Source organism: Rhizobium freirei PRF 81 (assembly GCF_000359745.1).
Lineage (GTDB): Bacteria > Pseudomonadota > Alphaproteobacteria > Rhizobiales > Rhizobiaceae > Rhizobium > Rhizobium freirei.
The window spans coordinates 93,407-114,920 of the sequence record NZ_AQHN01000089.1 but is presented as its reverse complement, the minus strand read 5'-3'; the positions used below and the strand labels follow the sequence as shown (position 1 = coordinate 114,920).

General features: G+C 61.8%; 17 protein-coding genes and 1 riboswitch. Of the genes, 7 read left to right on the top strand and 10 right to left on the bottom strand.

Translation table 11 applies throughout. The features are described 5' to 3' along the window. Positions 1-60: 60 nt before the first annotated feature. Positions 61-1,596 carry an MDR family MFS transporter gene (locus RHSP_RS28290; RefSeq protein ID WP_004126987.1) on the bottom strand — a complete coding sequence of 512 codons (1,536 nt, stop codon included), beginning with the start codon at positions 1,594-1,596 and terminating at the stop codon, positions 61-63. A gap of 166 nt (positions 1,597-1,762) precedes the next feature. Between RHSP_RS28290 and RHSP_RS28285 the strand changes: the two genes are divergently transcribed. From RHSP_RS28285 to RHSP_RS28265, 5 genes are all read left to right on the top strand, one after another. Beyond that, complete coding sequence (locus RHSP_RS28285) at positions 1,763-2,290, top strand: MarR family winged helix-turn-helix transcriptional regulator (RefSeq protein ID WP_037155452.1); 528 nt, start codon at positions 1,763-1,765, stop codon at positions 2,288-2,290. 72 nt (positions 2,291-2,362) lie between these two features. Continuing rightward, positions 2,363-3,016 (top strand): thiamine diphosphokinase, encoded by a 654-nt coding sequence (locus tag RHSP_RS28280; RefSeq protein ID WP_004126982.1) that lies wholly within the window; start codon positions 2,363-2,365, stop codon positions 3,014-3,016. 2 nt (positions 3,017-3,018) lie between these two features. Further along, positions 3,019-4,848: an ABC-F family ATP-binding cassette domain-containing protein gene (locus RHSP_RS28275; protein WP_004126979.1), complete on the top strand. Its 1,830-nt coding sequence runs from the start codon at positions 3,019-3,021 to the stop codon at positions 4,846-4,848. A 317-nt stretch (positions 4,849-5,165) separates the two neighbouring features. Further along, positions 5,166-6,341, top strand: coding sequence for an efflux RND transporter periplasmic adaptor subunit (locus RHSP_RS28270; RefSeq protein ID WP_086005385.1), 1,176 nt, complete (start codon positions 5,166-5,168; stop codon positions 6,339-6,341). Then, complete coding sequence (locus tag RHSP_RS28265) at positions 6,338-9,517, top strand: efflux RND transporter permease subunit (RefSeq protein ID WP_004126974.1); 3,180 nt, start codon at positions 6,338-6,340, stop codon at positions 9,515-9,517. Before RHSP_RS28270 ends, RHSP_RS28265 begins: the two co-directional genes overlap by 4 nt. A 109-nt stretch (positions 9,518-9,626) precedes the next feature. On the opposite strand, the gene RHSP_RS28260 is transcribed toward RHSP_RS28265, so the two are convergent. The 6 genes from RHSP_RS28260 to RHSP_RS28235 all read right to left on the bottom strand — a co-directional run bounded on the left by RHSP_RS28260 (position 9,627) and on the right by RHSP_RS28235 (position 15,533). Beyond that, the gene (locus RHSP_RS28260; protein WP_004126971.1) at positions 9,627-10,355 is read right to left on the bottom strand and encodes an SIS domain-containing protein; all 729 of its coding nucleotides are present in this window, start codon (positions 10,353-10,355) and stop codon (positions 9,627-9,629) included. 123 nt (positions 10,356-10,478) lie between these two features. After that, positions 10,479-11,636 carry an N-acetylglucosamine-6-phosphate deacetylase gene (gene nagA, locus RHSP_RS28255; protein ID WP_037155049.1) on the bottom strand — a complete coding sequence of 386 codons (1,158 nt, stop codon included), beginning with the start codon at positions 11,634-11,636 and terminating at the stop codon, positions 10,479-10,481. Then, positions 11,636-12,667 (bottom strand): SIS domain-containing protein, encoded by a 1,032-nt coding sequence (locus RHSP_RS28250; protein ID WP_004126965.1) that lies wholly within the window; start codon positions 12,665-12,667, stop codon positions 11,636-11,638. Before RHSP_RS28250 ends, nagA begins: the two co-directional genes overlap by 1 nt. Further along, complete coding sequence (locus tag RHSP_RS28245; protein WP_037155047.1) at positions 12,664-13,437, bottom strand: GntR family transcriptional regulator; 774 nt, start codon at positions 13,435-13,437, stop codon at positions 12,664-12,666. The genes RHSP_RS28250 and RHSP_RS28245 overlap by 4 nt, the downstream gene beginning before the upstream one ends. 121 nt (positions 13,438-13,558) lie before the next feature. After that, positions 13,559-14,584: an aldose epimerase family protein gene (locus RHSP_RS28240; protein WP_004126959.1), complete on the bottom strand. Its 1,026-nt coding sequence runs from the start codon at positions 14,582-14,584 to the stop codon at positions 13,559-13,561. Between the two features lie 361 nt (positions 14,585-14,945). Then, entirely contained in the window at positions 14,946-15,533 is a 588-nt protein-coding gene (locus RHSP_RS28235; RefSeq protein WP_004126957.1) for a TetR/AcrR family transcriptional regulator, read from the bottom strand. A 140-nt stretch (positions 15,534-15,673) separates the two neighbouring features. Between RHSP_RS28235 and RHSP_RS28230 the strand changes: the two genes are divergently transcribed. Continuing rightward, positions 15,674-16,231 carry a DUF308 domain-containing protein gene (locus tag RHSP_RS28230; RefSeq protein WP_004126954.1) on the top strand — a complete coding sequence of 186 codons (558 nt, stop codon included), beginning with the start codon at positions 15,674-15,676 and terminating at the stop codon, positions 16,229-16,231. A 53-nt stretch (positions 16,232-16,284) separates the two neighbouring features. On the opposite strand, the gene RHSP_RS28225 is transcribed toward RHSP_RS28230, so the two are convergent. The 3 genes from RHSP_RS28225 to RHSP_RS28215 all read right to left on the bottom strand — a co-directional run bounded on the left by RHSP_RS28225 (position 16,285) and on the right by RHSP_RS28215 (position 19,486). Then, positions 16,285-17,472, bottom strand: coding sequence for a vWA domain-containing protein (locus RHSP_RS28225; protein ID WP_004126951.1), 1,188 nt, complete (start codon positions 17,470-17,472; stop codon positions 16,285-16,287). Between the two features lie 3 nt (positions 17,473-17,475). Continuing rightward, positions 17,476-18,402: a homoserine O-acetyltransferase MetA gene (gene metA / locus RHSP_RS28220; RefSeq protein WP_037155045.1), complete on the bottom strand. Its 927-nt coding sequence runs from the start codon at positions 18,400-18,402 to the stop codon at positions 17,476-17,478. Between the two features lie 48 nt (positions 18,403-18,450). Further along, positions 18,451-18,528, bottom strand: a riboswitch (SAM riboswitch). Positions 18,529-18,643: 115 nt separating this feature from the next. Continuing rightward, a complete protein-coding gene (locus tag RHSP_RS28215; RefSeq protein WP_004126946.1) occupies positions 18,644-19,486 on the bottom strand; it encodes an AAA family ATPase in 843 nt (280 codons plus the stop codon). 165 nt (positions 19,487-19,651) lie between these two features. Between RHSP_RS28215 and RHSP_RS28210 the strand changes: the two genes are divergently transcribed. Next, positions 19,652-21,502 carry an ABC transporter ATP-binding protein/permease gene (locus RHSP_RS28210; protein ID WP_004126945.1) on the top strand — a complete coding sequence of 617 codons (1,851 nt, stop codon included), beginning with the start codon at positions 19,652-19,654 and terminating at the stop codon, positions 21,500-21,502. The last annotated feature ends 12 nt before the right edge of the window (positions 21,503-21,514 follow it).

Sequence of the window (21,514 nt, the reverse complement as noted above, 5' to 3'; positions counted from 1 at the left end):
GCCCTGTGACGAAGGGATGACAAGGGAAATGATTCCCTTGCCGATTGCAGCATGGACGATTTACTCGGCAGCTTCTGCGACTGCCGGGCTTTCGAATTTCTTCGTTGCGCCGGGGAGCTGCGCGTTCTTCAGGGTCAGCGAGGTCAGGAGGCCGAACAGGCAGATGCCGGCGGCCGTCATGAACAGCGGACCGAAGGCGCCTGCATAGGCGTTGGCGACGGCTTCGCGGGTTGCTGCCGGCAAGGCGGCCATCATCTTCGGCGTCAGCTGCTCGATGTCCGACACGCCGGCGATGGAAGCGCCGACATTGCCGAGTTTGGCGGCAATGATGGCGCCATAGATGGAGATGGCGATCGAGGCGCCGCCCATGCGCGATAGGGTGACCGCGCCGGTGGCGGCCCCGACGTCACGGCTTCCGGCGGCGTTCTGCACGCCGATGACGGGCACCTGTTGGGCAAGGCCGATGCCGATGCCATGCAGAAGCATCAGGCCGCCGATCAGGACGATGGGCGTGCCGGCATGGACGAAGGCGAGCGAGGTGAACGCAATGGTGCTGCAGGCGGCGCTGGCGACGGCAAAAGGCTTGTAGCGGCCCCTTGCGGCGATCAGCCTGCCGGCCGAAAGCGAACCGCAGACGATGCCGCCGGTCAGGAGGATGAACAGCAGGCCGGCCATCGAGGGCGAGAGGCCCGTCGTCGTCTGCAGGAAGAGCGCGAAGTAGTTGACCATGCCGATGGCAACGGCGCCGCTGGTGATCGAGATGATGAGGAGCAGGCCGAAAGTCGGATTGCGGAAGAGTGTCATCGGCACGATCGGTTCCGGCGCGCGGCGCTCGATGAAGACCCAGGCGATGGCGCAAATGACACCGAAGGCGATGATGCCGAGGCATTGCGGCGATAGCAGCGATCCGAAGAGCTCGGTGCCATCGGCGGCAACCACGATGCTTGTCGTCGTCAGCGCAAGCAGGAGCGCGCCGGCATAATCGATCTTCGGCCGGCGGGCCGGCTTGCGGTAGGGGAGCATGAAGGCGAGGCCAGTCAGCACGACGAAACCGATCGGCACGTTGACGAGGAAGATCGAGCGCCAGCCGAACAGATCGCTCATCGTGCCGCCGAGAACCGGGCCGATGGCGCCGGAGGCCATCAGTACGAGGCTCGAATAGCTCTGGTAGCGGGCGCGTTCGCGCGGCTCGAAGAGGTCGGCGTTAACGGCGAAGATCGACACCATGATGCCGCCGCCGCCGAAACCCTGCAGCACGCGGGCGGCGATCAGCGTGTTCATCGAGATGGCGAGGCCGCAGACGGCGGAGCCGATCGTGAAGATCGCGATCGCCGTCATCATCACATATTTGCGGCCGAAGAGATCGCCGAGCTTGCCGTAGACGGGCATGACTGCGGAGAGCGAGAGAAGATAGGCCGATCCGATCCAGCCGAAGCGCTCCAGATGTCCGAACTCGCCGACGATGGTGGGGAGCGCTGTCGACACGATCTGGTTGTCGAGTGTCGCCATGAACATGGCGGTCATCAGGAACAGGAAGAGAATAAGCCGCCGCTTATGATCCGCCACGAGCGGCGTAAACGTTGTCTGCATGTCCATGGAGCAAGAAATCCGAGCTTGGCCGAGACGTTGCGCTATCGAGCGAATGCGCGGGACGCCCAGTCTTCATGGATGAAATATATGTGCTATTAGCATATAATTGTCAATGGCAGGCGAATGCCATTTGCATGTTCTGTTTCTTTGTGACCTCTGCTATGATGGCGGGATGACATCTGCGACGAATACACGTGACATTGAAGCTCCGACGCTGGCCGAAGACGAGAAGTTCCTGCGCATCGGCCAGGCGATGATGCGCATGCGCCTGCTGACGGGCCGCCGCATGATCGGCAGGCTTGCCATTCAGCATGTCGCCCCCGGGCTCGAGCTTTCGCATCTCGATGTGCTCGACGTGGTGCGGCGAGCGGAGGGCACGGGCGAAGTGACCGTCGGCACGATCGCCGAGCTGTTGCGCATCGATCCCTCGCGGGCGAGCCGCATCACCGCGGACATGGTGGCGCGCGGCGTGTTGCGCCGCAAGGCGTCGCAGGCCGATGCGCGGCGCATCGTCGTGGTGCTGACCGCGCTCGGGCAGCGCTTGCTGTCGGAAATCCAGGTGCAGAAGTACGCCGTTATCGGGAGCATCTTCGCCGATTGGTCGCCCGAAGATATCGAGAGCTTCTCGTTTCTGTTCGATCGCTATGTCAGCGGTTATGAACGCGTTTTCCAGGCGAACATGAAGGAAACGGCCGACTGATCGGCCTGCGGAGCCGTTCTGGCGAACGGCGCTCTTCCCTAGAGACATGACTTTGCGCTATGGGCTTGGCCCATGAACCAGTCCACCACCTTCACCATTCTGCTCGGCGGCGAGCTTCGTCTGACGGACCGGCTGCGTGCCGCGGTTTCCGGCAGCCGTTTTATCGCAGCCGATGGCGGCATGCGCCATGCCATCGCGCTTGGAGCCGAGCCGGAGCTGTGGGTCGGCGATTTCGATTCCACGCCTGCGGATCTGCTCGAAGCATTTCCGGATGTGCCGAAGCAGCCCTATCCGGCGGCGAAAGCGGCAACCGACGGCGAGATTGCCGTATCGGAGGCGATCGATCGCGGCGCCGTCAGGCTGATCCTAGCCGGCGCCATGGGCGGCGAGCGCTCGGATCACGCCATCCAGCATCTGCTTTATGGTCTCCAGCTCGCCGAAAAGGGCTTCGATGTGCTGCTGACCTCCGGCGACGAGGAGGCCGTGCCGCTGCCACCGGGTAAACTGGAGCTCGATCTTCCGGCCGGCTCGTTGTTTTCGGTCCTAGGTTTCAGCGATCTGACAGGCCTGTTCATCGAAAATGCCCGTTATCCCTTGCGCGACTTCCATCTGCCCTTCGGCGCGTCGCGCACCATTTCCAATGTGGCGGAAGGCGCAGTTCGCTTTTCGCTCGGCAGCGGCAGGGCGATCGTTCTTGCCCGCCCTTATGATCTCAGCGGAGTCTGATCTTGGCCCCTCCCATTCTGAAACTCGACGACATCTTCCTGAGCTTCGGCGGCGCGCCTCTGCTGGCCGGCGCCGGGCTGCAGGTGGAGCCGGGTGACAAGATCTGCCTGGTCGGGCGCAACGGTTCGGGCAAGTCGACGCTTTTGAAGATTGCCGCCGGTCTTGTCGAGGCGCAGTCTGGCGAGGTGTTCCGTCATCCGTCGTCGACCGTGCGCTATCTCGAGCAGGCGCCGGATTTCGCCGGTTACAAGACGGTGGCCGCCTATGCCGAAGCCGGCCTCGGCCCTGGCGACGATCCCTATCGCGTCACCTATCTTCTCTCGCATCTCGGCCTGACCGGCGACGAGGACCCGAAGAACCTCTCGGGCGGCGAGGCCCGTCGCGCAGCTCTGGCGCGCGTCATGGCACCGGAGCCGGATATCCTGCTGCTCGACGAGCCGACGAACCATCTCGACCTGCCGACCATCGAATGGCTGGAAGGCGAGCTGCAGAAGAGCCGCAGCGCGCTCGTGCTGATCTCGCACGACCGTCGTTTTCTCGAAAAGGTCTCGACGGCAACCGTGTGGCTCGATCGCGGCACCTCGCGCCGGCTGGACAGGGGCTTTGCCCATTTCGAAGCCTGGCGCGATCAGGTGCTCGAAGCCGAAGAACTGGAGCAGCACAAGCTCGGCAAGGCGATCGAACGCGAGGAGCATTGGCTGCGCTACGGTGTGACCGCGCGGCGCAAGCGCAATATGCGCCGGCTCGGCGAATTGCAGGATATGCGCTCGCGCCATCGTGGCCACAAGGGTGCCCTGGGCACGGTGCAGGCGGCTGCGTCCGATGCACAGGAAAGCGGCAAGCTGGTGATCGAGGCGGACAGGATCACCAAGACCTATGGTGACCGCGCCATCGTCGCGCCGTTTTCGATCCGCGTGCATCGCGGCGATTGCATCGGTCTCGTCGGCCCGAACGGTGCCGGCAAGACGACGCTGCTCAAGATGCTAACGGGCCAGCTCGAGCCGGACAGCGGTACGGTGAAGCTCGGCACCAATCTGGAAATCGCGACGCTCGACCAGAAGCGCGAGGAGCTCAATCCGGAAGATACGCTCGCCAACTATCTGACCGACGGCCGCGGCGAAAACCTGCTCGTCAATGGCGAGCAGCGGCATGTGACCGGCTACATGAAGGAATTCCTGTTCCAGCCGGAGCAGGCGCGCACGCCGATCAAGAATCTCTCGGGCGGCGAGCGCGCCCGCCTGATGCTGGCCCGTATTCTCTCGCGGCCGACAAACCTCCTGATCCTCGACGAACCCACCAACGACCTTGATATCGAGACGCTCGATCTGCTGCAGGAGATCGTTTCCGGTTTTTCCGGCACGGTCATCCTCGTCAGCCACGACCGCGATTTTCTCGACCGCACCGTGACATCGACGATCGCGCCCGCCAATCCGGAAGATCCCGACGGTCGCTGGATCGAATATGCCGGCGGCTATTCCGACATGCTTGCCCAGCGCAAGGGAGCCATCGAGGAGCGCAAGCGGGCGGAAAAGGCTGCTGAAAAGCCCAAATCGACCGAAGCTGCAGCGCCGGCCGCCGAGGGCTCGAAGGGTAAGGGCAAGCTTTCCTACAAGCAGAAATTCGCCCTGGAAAACCTGCCGAAGGAAATGGCCAAGGCCGAGGCCGAAATCGCCGTGCGCGAGCAGAAAATGGCCGATCCGAACCTCTTTTCCAAGGACGCGGCGACCTTCAATCGTCTCGCTGCAGAGATGGAAAAACTGCGGGAAAGCCTGACCAAAATGGAAGAAGAGTGGCTCGAGCTCGAGATGCTGCGCGAGGAGCTGGAGGGCTGAAGAGCCTGGCCAACTCATCCTATAGGCGTCCTTCCAGATAATGAAAACAATCGGTTGCGTTCGCGCGCGCGGGCGTCATTCTCTGTTGTCGAATCCAATAAACCGTTTATACATGAACATGTGATGCTAGCCCTCAGGCTGGATAACACCCGGGCTGGTGCGGCCCGTGCGCATGTTGGGAAGTCCGAAGAGACCTGATTGCATTGCGCCCGATGGCGCCAGGCTCTTCGCGGAAAGTTGCAGGCAAATTTCGTGAGCGCTTACCGTGATAGCGGCGCTTTTGCCGTACGCGGTTTTTCGAGGGGGGCTTCATGCCTATGCTGCCGCGTACCGTTTTATTTAGCTGTGTTTTTGCCGTTTTCTCAGGTAGCCAGGTGCTTGCGCAGGGCGCGCCGCCGGCTGCGCCCGTGACGGTTGCCAAGCCCGTCGTGCGCGACGTCATAGATAGCGACGAGTTCATCGGCCGCTTCCAGGCGGTCGACGAGGTTTCCGTGCGCTCACGCGTCGGCGGCTACCTTCAGGAAGTCCATTTCAAGGATGGCGCCATGGTCAAGCAGGGAGACCTGCTTTTCGTCATCGACCAGCGGCCCTTTATCACCACATTGAATGAGGCGACGGCCTCTCTGGAAGTGGCGAAATCGTCGCTGACGCTTGCCGATGCGCAATATAAGCGCGCGGAATCCCTGTCGACGACAGGCAGCCAGTCGGCGTCGACCCTCGACGATCGCCGCCGCGATCTCATTTCGGCCCAGGCGAATGTGCGCGGCGCGGAAGCGACGGTCGACCGCGCCAATCTGGATATGGATTTCACCAGGATCACCGCGCCGCTCAGCGGCCGGATCGACCGGCGGCTGATCTCGGTCGGCAATCTCGTGCAGGCCGATCAGACCGCGCTGACGACCATCGTGTCGCTCGACCCTATCGACTTCTATTTCGATGTCGACGAGCGCCGGCTGCTTTCCTACGCCGACGAGGCCCGCAAGAACGGCAGCGCCCTGCAGCAGGGCGGCGGCGGGCTCGATGTCACCGTGACGATCGCCGATCCCAAGCAGAAGCCGTTCAAGGGCAAGCTCGACTTCGCCGAAAACCGCGTCGACAACGAATCCGGCACGATCCGTGCCCGCGCCAGATTCCCGAATCCCAATTTCGTTCTGCAGCCTGGCCTGTTCGGACGTATCCAGGTGCAGGGGTCCAACAGCTACAAGGCGATCCTTGTTCCAGACGACGCCATTGGCTCGGACCAGAACCAGCGCGTCGTCTATGTCGCCGATACCGCGGGCAATATCACGCCGAAGCCCGTGCGCCTGGGGCCAAAGCTTTATGGCTACCGCGTCATTCGCGATGGCATGACCGGCGACGAGACCATCGTCGTCAACGGGCTGATGCGTCTCCGGCCGGGCGTCAAGGTTTCGCCTCAGCTGATCGAACTGCCGCAGCAGGCGGCGAATGAAGAGCCGCCGGCGCAAGCCGATGTGCAGGGGACGGACCAATGAGGTTTTCCCACTTTTTCGTCGACCGGCCGATTTTCGCATCGGTTCTTTCCATCGTGCTGCTGATCGTCGGCGGCATCGCCTATTTCCAGCTTCCGGTGGCGCAATATCCCGAGGTTGCGCCTCCCACAATCGTCATTCGCACCTCCTATCCCGGTGCCGACGCGCAAACCATCGCGGATACGGTGGCGACGCCGATCGAGCAGGAAGTCAACGGCGTCGAGGACATGCTCTATATGTCCTCCTATTCCAGCGCCGATGGCTCCATGTCGCTGACGATCACCTTCAAGCTCGGCACCGATCTCGACAAGGCCCAGGTGCTGGTGCAGAACCGCGTCGCCATTGCCGAGCCGCGCCTGCCTGACGATGTCCGCCGTATCGGCATCACCACGGTCAAGAGCTCGCCCGATCTGATGATGGTCGTGCATCTCTTGTCGCCGAACAATCGCTATGACCAGCTCTACATCTCCAACTATGCCCGCACGCGCATCCGCGACGTTCTCGTTCGGCTGGATGGCGTCGGCGACGTGCAGCTCTTCGGCGAACGGCAATATTCGCTGCGCATCTGGCTCGATCCGCAAAAACTCGCCGGCTACGGCATGACCGCAGGCGACATCGTTCAGGCGCTTCGCGATCAGAACGTGCAGGTTTCCGGCGGCACGATCGGCGGACCGCCCGTCTCGGGCACCAACGCTTTCCAATATACGGTGACGACGCAGGGGCGCTTTTCAGATGCGCGGCAATTCCGCTATGTCATCGTCAAGGCGACCGGCAACGGCCGTCTCGTGCAGCTGCAGGATGTCGCGCGCATCGAGCTCGGCGCGCAGGATTATGTCACCAACAGTTATCTGAACGGCAGCCCTGCGGTTGCGCTCGGCGTCTTCGCGCGGCCGGGCACCAATGCTCTTGCTGCGGCTGCCGATATTCAGAAGACCATGCAGAGCCTGTCGCAGGATTTCCCGCAGGGCCTCGAATATCGCATCATCTACAACCCGACCGAGTTCATCGCCGAATCGATCAACGAAGTTTACAAGACCATCTTCGAAGCGGCCGTTCTCGTGGCCATCGTCGTGCTAGTCTTCCTGCAATCGTGGCGAACGGCGATCATCCCGATCGTTGCCATCCCCGTTTCGCTGATCGGCACCTTCGCCTTCCTGTTGGCCTTCGGCTTCTCGCTCAACATGCTGACGCTGTTCGGCCTGGTGCTGGCGATCGGTATCGTCGTCGATGATGCGATCGTGGTGGTCGAAAACGTCGAGCGAAACCTTGCGCTCGGCATGACGCCGAAAGAGGCGTCGCATGTGACGATGAACGAGGTGGGCACGGCGGTTCTGGCGATCTCGCTGGTGCTGATCGCGGTCTTCGTGCCGACGGCCTTCATTCCGGGTATCTCCGGGCAGTTTTACAGGCAGTTCGCGGTGACGATCTCGGTCGCGACGGCGATTTCCTGCCTGAACTCGCTGACCCTGTCGCCGGCGATTGCCGCGATCGTGCTGCGCCCGCACAGCCACGAGAAATCCAACAATATCTTTGCGCGGTTCGGCCGTGCCCTGGGCGATGGGTTCAATCGCGGCTTCGAGCGGATGAGCCAAGGCTATTCCTGGATCGTGCGGCACCTCGTCACGACGTGGACGGCGCTTGCCTGCGCGCTTCTTGTCTTTGCCGCGCTCTTGGCCGGCACCTGGTATATGGGCAGGATCGTGCCGCAAGGCTTCGTTCCCACAATGGACCAGGGCTATGCCATCGTCGTCGTGCAGCTGCCCGACGGTGCTTCGCTGGCGCGCACCAACGCCGTCATCCAGAAGGCGACCGACATCATCAAGAAGACGCCAGGCATCGAGAATGCCGTCGCCTTCGCCGGCTTCAACGGCGCGACCTTTACCAATGCCTCGAATTCCGGCGTCATCTTCACGCCGTTCAAGCCTTTCGAAGAGAGGCTGAAGTCCGGAGATTCGGCCACCAAGATCATCGGCCAGCTCTTTGGCAGCCTCCAGGGCATCCAGGAAGCCTTCATCATCGCCATCCCTCCGCCTTCGATCCGCGGCGTCGGCAATTCCGGCGGCTTCAAGATGCAGATCATGGACCGGGAAAATGCGGATATGCGCCGCATCCTGCCACTTGCCTATCAGATGATGGGCGTAGCCGCGCAGAATAAGGGCGTCAGCGGTGTCTTTACCACCTTCTCCGCCAACAGCCCGCAATATTTCCTGGCGATCGACCGCGACAAGGCGCGGGCGCTCAACGTGCCGATCCCGAATATCTTCGAGACCCTGTCGATCAATCTGGGTGCGTCATACGTCAACGACTTCAATGCCTTCGGCCGCGTCTATCAGGTGCGGGCGCAAGCCGATCAGCAATATCGCATGGATCGCGACGATATTCTCGCGCTGAAGGTTCGCTCGGCGACCGGGGCGCTGGTGCCTCTCGGCACGCTGGTCGATATCCGCGACACGACCGGACCGGCGCTGGTGCAGCGCTACAACATGTATGTCTCTGTTCCGCTCCAGGGCAATCCGGGGCCGGGCGTCTCCACCGGCACGGCTCTGGACACCATGGAGGGGATGGCAAAGAACCTGCTGCCAGCCGGCACGACCTTCGAGTGGACGGAACTGGCCTATCAGGAGAGGCATACCGGCAACACGGCAATCTACATCTTCGCCCTGTCGGTCATCTTCGTCTTCCTGGCGCTCTCGGCGCAGTATGAAAGCTGGGTCCTGCCGCTTGCCATCATCCTCATCGTGCCGCTGGCGGTTCTGGCGGCGCTGATCGGCGTGCATCTCAGGGGGATGGACAACAATATCCTGACGCAGATCGGGCTGATCGTGCTGATCGGCCTTGCGGCAAAGAACGCGATCCTGATCGTCGAGTTCGCGCGGCAGGCGCAGGCTGAGGGAAAAAGCGCGGTCGAAGCGGCGATCGAGGCCAGCCATCTGCGTCTGCGCCCGATCCTGATGACGGCCTTCGCCTTCATCTTCGGCGTCGTGCCGCTGATGATCGCCACCGGCCCGGGCGCGGAAATGCGCCAGTCGCTCGGCACGGCCGTCTTCTCCGGCATGCTCGGCGTGACGCTGTTCGGCCTGTTCCTGACGCCGGTCTTCTACGTCGTCCTGCGCCGGCGGCGCAGACAGGCCGAAGCTGCCGCTCAAGAACCCTCGGCTATCGATACCGCGGCACAGTGATACGGATCAGGGCGGTCGAGCGTTTCACGGAAGCGCTCGACCGCCCTGATCGTTTGTTCTTTACGCAATCGCAGATGGGAAACTGCCGGGCGGTTTTCCTGGAAATGCTCTAGAGATGCGGATTGCGCGGCCGGTATCTCTTGACCAGCTGCTGATTGGTCTCCTTGGCGCCGGGCATATTGGCGCTGAGGTAGACGGGCGGATCGCCATCTTTGGAGAGTTCGGCGGCGACATCGGCGAAGATGGCGTTCAGCACCGTGGCGCCGACGGCTGTGGAGGCCGGGCCGACCTTCAGGCCGGTGCCCGGCAGGTCGATCATCGCGTCGCCGGGCGGCAGGCCGTTGTCCAGTACGATATCGGCGACATCGGCAAGCTTCCTGCGGCCGTTGGCAATGGCGGCCGAATAGGCAAGCGAGGTGATGGCGATGACCGTGGCACCGATCTCGCGGCCGTAATCCGCCGCTTCGAGCGGTGCTGCATTGACGCCGGAATTGGAGGCGATGATCAGCACGTCGCCCGGCTGCATGCCGTAACGTTCGAAGATCGGGCGGATGAGGCCTTCAGTGCGCTCGTAGACGGAGCTGATGACGGCACCTTCGTGCAGCATGGCGGATCCCACCAGCACCGGGACGGTGAAGGCCAGCCCGCCGGCGCGATAATGCACCTCTTCCGCCAGCATATGCGAATGGCCGGTGCCGAAGACATAGACGCGGCGATCGGCGCGCGCGGCCGCGCAAATGGCGGCGGAAGCCCTCGCCATGGGTTCGGCGAGCGTTTCGCGCAGGGTTTCCAGCCGGCCGATGAGGCCGGAGAAATAGCTGTCCGTGACTGCGGTCATGCCGAGCTTCCTTTTTAGAGCATCTCCAGGAAAAGTGCGCAGCGGTTTTCCGTCCGGAATGCGTAAGACTAACAAGATGGAGCGTTTTCGCGATTCGAAGAATGGCGGAAACGCCCTAATGTTTCAGGCCGAAGGCTGGCCGGAGATCCATGTTTCGGTGACTTCGATACCGTCGTTGATGTGAACGAGGTCGGCGCGGGTTCCCGGCGTCAGGTGGCCCCGATCCGCAAGCCGCAGGAAGCGGGCGGGATAGGAGGTTGCCATGCGCAGCGCCTCCGCCAGGGGCAGCTCGAGCACATTGACGCCGTAGCGGATCGTCGAGGCCATATCGACGTCGGAGCCGGCCAGCGTGCCGTCGTCCAGCGTCAGCTTCGAGCAGTAGCCGCCCTTGGTACGATAGACCGTACGGCCGTTCAGTGTGAAACTCGGAAGATCGGTGCCGACCAGCGACATGGCATCGGTAACGAAGAACAGACGGCCTTCACCGCGCTTGGCGCGCAGCGCCACTCTGAGCGCCGTCGGCTCGACATGGTGGCCGTCGGCGATGATGCCGCACCAGGGGGCGGGGTGATCGATAGCGGCGCCGACGAGGCCGGGCGTGCGATGGCCCATCTGGCTCATGGCGTTGAAGAGATGGGTGACGCCACGGGCGCCGACATCGAAGCGCGCATTGGCGGCTTCCGCCGTGCAATCGCTGTGGCCGATGCTGACGATGACGCCGCCCTCGGCGAGCGCCTGTACCTGCCGCTCCGTCACCTGCTCGGCGGCCATGGTGACCAGCAGCGTGCCGATCGCCTCGCGGGCGCGGATAAAGGTTCTGACGTCGCTATCCTCGACCGGACGCATCAGCTCGGCAAGATGGGCACCCTTGCGGGCCGGTGCCAGATGCGGGCCTTCCAGATGCAGGCCGGCGACGCCGCGATTGGCTTTCACGGCTTCGACGGCAGCCTCGATGGATGCCGTCGTGGCAGCCGCGACGTCGGTGATGAGGGTGGGCAGGAGCGAGGTCGTGCCGTAGGGGCGGTGCCCCTCGGCGATCATATACATGGATTCCGGCGAGGGATCGTCGTTCAGCATGCGGCCGCCGCCGCCGTTCACCTGCGCGTCGATGAAGCCCGGCGACAGGACGCCGCCCGTCAGCTGGATGGTTTCGGCATTGTCGGGTACGTCGTTGATGCCGGTGATGGCATGGATGCGGCCGTTGCCGATCACGAGAGCGCTGTCCTCGTGAAAACGATCGCCATCGAAGATGCGGGCGCCTGTAAAGACCTTGTAGTCCATCACATGGTCTCCGTCACCTTGAGAAGATTAGCCGGCTTATCCGGATCGAAACCCTTGCGGCGCGTCACCGCCTCGATCAGGCGGTAGTAGCAGAGCAGCGAAACCAGCGGGTCGAGCAGGCCGTTGCCGGTGCTCGGCATGCGCAGATTGATGCCGGCAAGCGGGGCGGTCGAGAAGGAGACGGCGGTGGCGCCGAGCTTCTGCAGGCGCTCGAGGGCCTGTGCATTGTTGGGGAAGGCGGCATCGTCGGGCGAGAAGGCGACGATCGGGAAGCCCGGCTGCACGAGGCGCATCGGGCCGTGCATCAGTTCGGCCAGCGAGAAGGCTTCCGCATGGATGCCAGCGGTTTCCTTGGCCTTCAATGCCGCTTCGAGCGCGATGGCGAAGGCGGGACCGCGGCCGCCGGTGTAGAGCGAGGAAGCGTTGAAGAGAACATCCTCGGCGGCCTGGCCATCGATGCCCGAGGTTGCGGCCAGTGCGTCCGGCAGCTTTGCAAGACCGTCAATCAGCGCCTTGTCCTGCGAGATTGCGGCCGTAACGCCGGCAAGCGCGACGGCAGAGGCGATGAAGGACTTGGTGGCGGCAACGCTCTGTTCCTTGCCGGCATTGAGGCCGAGCACGATATCCGCTTCCTTGGCGAGCGGGCTATCGGTGACGTTGACGACGGCGATCGTCGTGGCGCCACCCTTCTTGGCGGCCGCCTGCAGGGCGATGATGTCAGGACTGCCGCCGGACTGCGATACGGTGAAGTGGATGCCGCCCTTCAGATGCAGCGGGGCGCCATATACCGAGGCGATCGACGGGCCGACCGAGGCGACGGGGATGCCGCGCGAGATTTCGAACAGATACTTGAAGAAGGTTGCCGCATGGTCGGAAGAGCCGCGCGCTGCCGTGGTGACCAGGGAGGGGGTGGTCGAGGAGAAGAGCTTTGCGATCTCGGCAAAGACAGGCTTTTCCTTTTCAAGCAGCGTTGCAACGACCTCCGGCGACTGGCCGGCTTCCGTCAGCATCAGGGATTGGGTCTTGCTCATAGGTCATCTCCAATTCTCAATTCTGTAACAAAATCATAAGCATCGCCGCGATAGTGCGAGCGGGTATATTCAACGACGCGCTGGTCCGCCAGGCGCGAGACACGCTCGATCAGAAGGGCGGGCGCACCCGCCTTTACGGTCAGGATCGATGCGGAGGTGGGGTCCAGCGTCACGGCAGTCAGTCTCTGCTGCGCGCGCACCGGTTTGAAGCCCCTGGCGGCCAGGGCATCGTAGAGCGACCCTTCGGATATGGCGTCCTCGCCCAGGAATTTCATGGGAACGACGGCACGCTCGATGGCGAGCGGCTGGCCGTCGGCGAGGCGCAGGCGGTCCAACCGCAATACCGGTTCGTCAAGACCGAGGCCGAGAAGAAAGGTTTCTTCGGGCGCCGGCGGGCTGATGGTGCGCTGGAGGATGCGGGCCGCCGGTTCGCGGCCGCGAGAGCGCATGTCGGCGGAGAAGGAGGAGAGGCGCCAGAGCGGCTGCTCGATGCGCTCGACATGCTGCGAGACGAAGGTGCCGCTGCCGTGACGCGATTCGATGACGCCCGATGCCAGCAGGTCGCGATAGGCGGTTCTGACCGTCACCCGGCCGATCTGCAGGGCGCCGGCAAGATCGCGCTCGCCCGGAAGCGCCGTGCCTGACTTCAGCAGTCCTTCCTGGATGAGGCCCGTCAGTGCCTGCGCGAGACGTTTATAGAGCGGTCCGCTCCCGGTGCCTTCGCCGAGACCGCGATTGTTCAATTCAGCGATCAAACTGGTTCTATCCATGGATATTATTTAGAACCTATTTAGAACCAATTCACAAGATGAATCTGTTCACGGGCAAAAAAGAATCGGCCGGGCGTTTGGAGCGCCCGGCCGATGATTGCGAGCGTTGGGCATGCCCGGCTCAGTTCTTGGTGAAGATATAGTCCGTTTCCTGGCGCAATACCTCGCCCGGGCGGAGCACCGCATCGGGGAAGCCCTCATGATTGATGGCATCAGGCCAGACCTGGGTTTCCAGGCAGAAGCCCGCGAACGGTCCGATCTTTTGACCGTCGTGACCGGGAACCGGAACGTTGAGCTTGAAGGCGGTGTAGAATTGCACGCCGGGCTCGGTGGTGCGCACTTCCAGCGACACGCCGGAATTGACGCTGCGGGCAAGCACGACGGACCGTTTGGCCGTACGTTCGCTGGAGAAGCAGAAATTGTGGTCGTAAAGCGCCTGTTCCGATCCTTCGAAGCGCTTCATGGGCGACATCTCGCGGAAATCGAAGACCGTGCCTTCGACCGGGCGAATTTCGCCCGTCGGCACCTGCTTGTCGTCGGTCGGGGTGTAGTGATCGGCGGCGATCATGATGTCGTGGCCAAGCGTGTCGTCGCGGCCGTCGAGATTGAAATAGGCGTGCTGGCAGATATTGGCGAGCGTCGGCTGGTCGGTGGTCGATTCGTAGGTGACGGATAGTTCGCCGTTGCCATGCACCCGATAGGTTGCCTGGATCGTGCAATTGCCGGGATAGCCGGCGCGGCCATCGGGATCGACGATCTTGAGGACGACGCGGTCGGTATCGTGCTCGACGATGGTCCAGTTGCGCTTGGCGATATTGTCCTTGCCGCCGTGCAGATGGGTGACGCCCTTCTCGTTGAGCTCCAGCTGGTACTGCTTGCCGTCCAGCGCGAAGCGGCCGGCGCCGATGCGGTTGGCGCAGCGGCCGGGCGTGGCACCGAAATAGGAAGAATGGGCGGGATAATCGGGGAAATTGTCGAAGCCGAGCAGCAGGGCAGGCTGGTGGCCTTCAAGCCGAAGATCCTGGATGACCGCACCCCATGAGATGACGTGCGCTGTCAGGCCGCCGCCGACGATCTTGACGCGATAGACGGTATCCCCATCGGCCGTCGTTCCAAAAACTTCCCGCTGCAAAGTATTTTCCGTCATATCAGCTCATCCATGGCTATCGAAAAGGCAAGGCCAGACCCTGCCCCCATTCGCATCGATCCGCAACCGGTCCGATGGCGAAATCTAGGGGCGGGCGATGAGGGATCAAGGCACGATTAGGCGTCAAGCTGCTACGCTGCGCTGGAAGTGTGCAATGCCGATGACAGATCGACGGGTTTCCGCAACTGCCCCTCACCCTAGCCCTCTCCCCGCTTGCGGGGAGAGGGGACGACGGTGCCGGACGATTGCTTTCAGTTGAAAGGAGAACTTTCGGCGTGCCGGAGTGCTTCCTCCCCCCGGCAAGCGGTGAGAGGGTTGGGGTGAGGGGCTAAGCCAGAGATGTCAGGAGACCGGGCGTTCCTTAGCGAGCCGGTGCCAGCAGTCTGGTGGCTTGGGGGGTGACAATCGCGCTGAACAGTCCGGGATCGTTGAAAGCTCTCGCGGAGAGCATTGCCCCATGAACCGCTGCCATCAGCATCTGGGCTTCCTGTTCCGGCGGCTTGTCCAAGCGGAAGACGCCTTGTTCGGCTCCGGTTTTCAGCACGGACGCAAGCCATTGTGCGAGACTATTGAAATGGGCGCGGACGCGGGATGCGACCTCTTCCGGCAGCATCTGCATCTCGCAAGCAAGCATCGCGCAGACGCAGAAGGGCAAAGAGGCATCGCGAATGCATGTCTGCCAGAAATTCACATAGGATCGCAATTGTTCGGCAGGGCTTGAGAACTGTTCACGAAGAGAATTCAGACCCGCTTCCGCCTGCTGCCGGTAGCGATCCACCAGTACCGAGACCAGCTCGGCCTTCGTCGGGAAATGATGGTGGATGCTGGCTTTTCTGATGCCGATCGCGGCCGAGATATCCGCATAGCTGAACCCGTTGTAGCCTCCGGCGACGATGAGAGACTGCGCGGTGTCGAGAATTTTTTCGGAGGTGGAAGCCGTTGATTTCATGTGGCTGCCTACCTTCTGGTAGGTCGTTTGTCAAGATGTCGCGGCGCTTCCGATCCCTCACAAAGAGGTGTTCAAGCGTCGGGTTGACTTCGCAATTTTACCTTCCTACTAGTAGGTAGATTTCAAAATGGAGCCTACCAATGTCAAGCAACTCTCTGAGCCAGTCCAACTGGCTGCGATCCTATTATTTCGTGCGTGCGCTTTTCTCCGTCGCCTGGATTGTCGCCGCCATTCTTTTGCGCGGGCAACTCGGTGCCGTCGCGTTTTTGCTCGTGATCTACCCGGCATGGGACGCTCTCGCCAATCTGGTTGACGCTCGGGCAAACGGCGGTCTGAAAGCCAACTCCTCTCAAGCGCTGAACGTCGTCGTCAGCACGATCACCGCGCTTGCGGTGATCGTTGCGGTCAGCAACGGCACCTATGCCGTTCTGGCGGTGTTCGGGATTTGGGCGATCTTTTCCGGTCTGCTGCAGCTGTACACAGGGGTAAGGCGCTGGCGTCATTATGGCGCACAATGGGTGATGATCCTGAGTGGCGCCCAATCGGCCCTTGCCGGCGGATTCATGATCAGCCGATCGCTTGGCACGGCAGCGCCGACGATCCTGGACATCACTCCCTATGTGGCGTTCGGCGCATTCTACTTCCTGCTTTCGGCAATCTGGCTCTCTGTCGCAGCCTATCGCAACGCAGGCGCATAGACATTCCCTGGTGCGGCGGCGATAGGGCTGAAGTCATCGAGCGAAGGCAATGCTCAGCGTGACAATTCCTTCGTCGCCCTTTCCAGCCCGCCGAGCGTCAGCGGATACATGCGGTCGCTCATCAGGCGGCGGATGATGGAGATCGAGGTGGTATGGCCCCAGTAGTTTTCGGGCACTGGGTTCAGCCAGATGCATTTGCGGAAATGGCCGGTCATGCGAGCGAGCCAAGTCTCGCCGGATTCCTTGTTCCAGTGTTCCACCGAGCCGCCCGGATGGTTGATTTCGTAGGGGCTCATGGAGGCGTCGCCGACAAAGACGACGCGATAGTCGGGGCCGAAGGTGCGGATGAGATCGGTTGTGGCCGTGATATCGACGCGCCGGCGGCGATTGTCCTTCCACACGCCTTCATAGAGGCAGTTGTGGAAGTAGAAATATTCCATATGGCGAAACTCTGATCGTGCGGCGGAAAACAGCTCTTCCACGACGCGGATATGATCGTCCATCGAGCCGCCGACATCGAAGAACATCAGGAGTTTGACGGCGTTGCGCCGCTCCGGCCGCGTCTGGACGTCGAGATAGCCATGCTCGGCGGTGGAGCGGATGGTGCCGGAGAGATCGAGTTCCTCGGCGGCGCCCTCGCGCACCCAGCGGCGCAAACGCTTCAGCGCCACCTTGATGTTGCGGGTGCCGAGTTCGACGCTGTCGTCGAGATTCTGGAAATCGCGGCGATCCCAGACTTTGACCGCGCGGCGATGGCGCGAGGTTTCCTGGCCGATGCGGACGCCTTCCGGATTGTAGCCATAGGCGCCAAAGGGCGAAGTGCCGGCCGTGCCGATCCATTTCGAGCCGCCCTGATGCCGGCCCTTTTGCTCGGCCAGCCGCTCACGCAGCGTCTCCATCAGCTTGTCGAAGCCACCAAGAGCCTCGATCTCTCTTCTTTCCTCTTCGGTCAGATGCCGTTCGGCGAGCTTGCGCAGCCATTCCTCGGGTATGGCGGTCGCTTCAACGGCGTCGGCATTGCCGCCGATCGCTTCCACGCCACGGAAATAATCGGCAAAGACCTGATCGAAGCGATCGATGAAGCGCTCGTCCTTGATGAGCGTCGTGCGCGCCAGATAGTAGAAGGCCTCGACGTCATAGTCGGCAATCCCCTCTTCCATCCCCTCGAGCAGCGACAGGAATTCCCGGAGCGTCACCGGAACCTTCGCTTCCTTCAGTTTCAGGAAGAAGGGAATGAACAAGCCTCAAGTCCTTTCCTGGCCGATCTCCTCCACATCATACGGCGTGGTCTGGTAGATCTCGTTGATCCAGTTGCCGAAGAACAGGTGCGCGTGGCTGCGCCACCGGTTCTGCGGCGGGATTTCCGGGTCGTTGTGCGGGAAGTAGTTGTGCGGCATCTTGATCGGCACGCCGGCATTCACGTCCCGGAAATATTCGTCCGCAAGCGACGTGGAATCATATTCCACGTGATTGAACATGTAGAGCCGGTTGCAGGCCTGTTCGTGCACCAGGCAGACGCCCATCTCGCTCGAATCCATCAGGATCTGCAGGCCGGGCACCTTCTCGATGTCGGCGCGCTTCACCTCCGTCCAGCGCGAGACCGGCACGGCGAAATCGTCGGAAAAGCCGTTGAGATAGACGGAGGAGGGCTTCAGGTTCTGGTGGCGGTACACCCCGAAAGCCTTTTCCTTCAGCGTATACTTCGGCACCTTGTGGAAGTGGTAGATCGCCGCCATGGCGCCCCAGCAGACGTTGAGCGTCGAATGGACGTTGGTGGCCGTCCACTCGAAGATCTGCTGCATTTCGTCCCAGTAGGTCACGTCCTCATATTCGAGCAGCTCGATCGGCGCGCCGGTGATGATGAAGCCGTCGAACTTGCGATGCTTCACTTCGTCCCAGGTCTCATAGAAGGAGAGCAGATGCTCCTCGGAGGTGTTCTTGGCCTTGTGTGCGCCGATGCGCACCAGCGAAAATTCCACCTGCAGCGGCGATGCGCCGACCAGGCGCGCCATCTGGACCTCGGTCTTGATCTTGTTCGGCATGAGGTTGAGGAGCCCGATCTGAAGGGGGCGGATATCCTGACGGAACGCCACCGTTTCGGTCATCACCCGCACACCCTCGTTCTGGAGGGTTTCAAACGCGGGCAGCGTATCGGGAATTCTGATGGGCATCGTTTCACTCGACCAAATACAAAAAAACCGGCCGCGATAAGAATCGCTACCGGTCCGCACGCGGCCCTTTAGCGAGTTGTTTAACGTGGCTGCAAGCCGGCCGGCCAAATCACCACGAGGAGAGATGCATAAACCTGCTGATGCGGCGGGTCAATGGCCAAGCTTTGCGGGGCTGGCGGCCGTGTTCTGATGTCGGTTGCCGCTTACAGATGTTCAAGAAGGCTTTCCGGTCAGAGCCGTCCTATTTCCCTTGCCCACGCGCCATGAAGGCAAGCCGCTCGAACAGGTGGACGTCCTGCTCGTTCTTCAGCAATGCGCCATGCAGTTTCGGCAGCGCGTTCTTCGCATCGGCGCGCAGGGTGGCGGGATCGACGTCGTCGGCGACGAGGAGGCGGATCCAATCAAGGGCCTCGGAGGTCGAGGGTTTTTTCTTCAGGCCCGGCACATCGCGGATTTCGAAGAATTGCGTCAGGGCGGCGTGCACCAGCGCCTGCTTGATGCCGGGATAATGCACGTCGACAATGCGCGCCAGCGTCTCCATGTCGGGGAAGCGGATATAGTGGAAGAAGCAGCGGCGCAGGAAGGCGTCCGGCAATTCCTTCTCGTTGTTCGACGTGATGATGACGATCGGGCGGATAGCGGCCTGGACGGTTTCGCCGGTCTCATAGACATGGAACTCCATGCGGTCGAGTTCCTGCAGTAGATCGTTCGGAAACTCGATGTCGGCCTTGTCGATCTCGTCGATCAGCAGCACGCATTTTTTCGGCGCGGTGAAGGCCTGCCAAAGCTTGCCCTGCCTGATATAGTTGCCGACATCATGAACTCTAATGTCGCCGAGCTGGCTGTCACGCAGGCGCGATACGGCATCGTATTCGTAGAGGCCCTGCTGTGCCTTGGTGGTCGACTTGATGTTCCACTCGATGATCTCGAGGCCGAGCGCTGACGCCACCTGGCGGGCGAGTTCGGTCTTGCCTGTGCCCGGCTCACCCTTTACCAGCAAGGGTCGTTCCAACCGGATGGCGGCGTTGACGGCGACCATCAGGTCCTTGTCGGCGATGTAGTCGGCGGTTCCTTGAAATTGCATCGGAAGGCTTTCTCAATCTTTCAAGGGCAAGCTAATTGCTGACCTAATTCGGTTCAAGACGCGAAAACGTGTATATAGGGACGTGATCTCACCGATCCGCCACAAGGATGGACATGAGGGCGGGTCATGATTAACTGAGGGGATGTGCGTCGCAGGGAAGTGCTGATGGCAGTTGAAGCGCAAGCCAAGCCGAATATGCAAGGCAACGAGCAGGTCGGATACGATTTCAGCCTTTTCTTTCGGCTGCGAATGATGTTCTCGGCGTTCTGGAACTCACCGGTCCGCATCAAGATCATTTCGCTGACTGTGGCGCTTTTCGTGATTATCCTGGTCACCGCATACGTCCAGGTGCTGCTGAACAGCTGGAACGCTCCGTTTTACGATTCGTTGGCGCGGCGCGATATCTCCGCCTTCTTCCACCAGCTCGGCGTCTTCGGCATCATCGCCGGCTCGCTTCTGGTTCTCAACGTCATCCAGGCCTGGCTGAACCAGATGACGGCGCTCTACATGCGTGAGGGACTGGCGAGAGATCTGGTGAACCAGTGGCTGCAGGCCAAGCGCGCGCTTCGCCTTGCCTCTTCCGGTCTCATCGGCGTCAATCCCGATCAGCGTTTGCACGAGGATGCGCGCAATCTTGCCGAAAGCACGACGGGCCTTGCCATCGGTCTCGTACAGGCGACGATCCTGCTTTTGAGCTTCATCGGCGTCCTTTGGGAGCTGTCGAGCGGCATGGTCTTCCATTTCAAGGGCGCGAGCTTCTCCATCCCCGGCTACATGGTCTGGGCGGCAATTCTTTATGCCGGATCGGCATCCTTCCTCAGCCAGTTCGTCGGCCGCCGGCTGGTGCGGTTGAATGCCGACCGCTATTCGAAGGAAGCCGAGCTGCGCTTCGCGCTCATGCATGCCAACGAACATATGCCGGCGATCACCATTGCCGGCGGCGAAGAGAACGAGCGCCGGCGCATCAATCTCGATATATCAGCCGTGCTCGCCGTCATCCGCCAGCTCGCCATCGCCAATACCAACCTCACCTGGGTTTCCGCCGGTTACGGCTGGCTGGTGCTGATCATCCCGATCCTGGTGGCGGCACCTGCCTATTTCTCCGGCGGACTCACCTTCGGCCAGCTCATGGTGGCGGTCGGCGCATTCAACCAAGTCAATTCGGCCCTGCGCTGGTATGTTGCCAATTTCGGACCCATCGCGGAATGGCGTGCGACCTTGATGCGCGTCACCGATTTCCGTCAGGCGCTGACGGAAATGGACGACAAGACGCCGATGCCGCATACCCTCGTCTTCGACAGGGCAGCTCCGGGCACGATGGTGTGGACCGACCTGGAGGTTTCGACGAAGACCAATGACGAGGCCACGGAGAACGGTTTCCGGATCTCCGAGGGCACGATCACGATCAATGCCGGCGAGCACATCATGATCAACGGCGATCATGGCGTGAACCGGAGATTGCTGTTCGAGGTGCTGGCGCATCAATGGTATAGCGGTGCCGGAACGGTCAGCCTGCCGCCGATGGAAGATATGCTGTTCGTGCCGCATACGCCCTATGTGCCGACTGGTACGCTCAGGGAGGCAATCTGCTTCCCGGACGATACGGATGCCTATGACGATGCCGCCGTCGATGCCGTCATGGACAAAGTGGGCCTCGGCCGCCTGAAGAGCCGCCTCGACACGCAAGCCCGCTGGGACCGGTTGCTGGATACCGAGGAGCAGAAGGCCGTCGGCTTTGCGCATCTGCTGCTGGCAAAGCCGAAATGGATCATTCTTGACGACGCCTTCGAAGGACTGGAGGCCGAAGTTCAAGCAGCGGCCTGCGCCATGCTGGCGGACCTTGCCGATGTGACGATGATCTATATCGGCCGCTCGGACGCTTATGTGCATGCGCTGTCGCCGCGTGTCCTGCATATGCAGGCTCTCGCCCTGCAAGAGCAAAGCACCGCAATAGATACGCCTTCCGAATCTGCCGATGCGGACCTGAAGAACGAGAAGAAAGCCAATACGCGATAGCGCGGCCTTGCA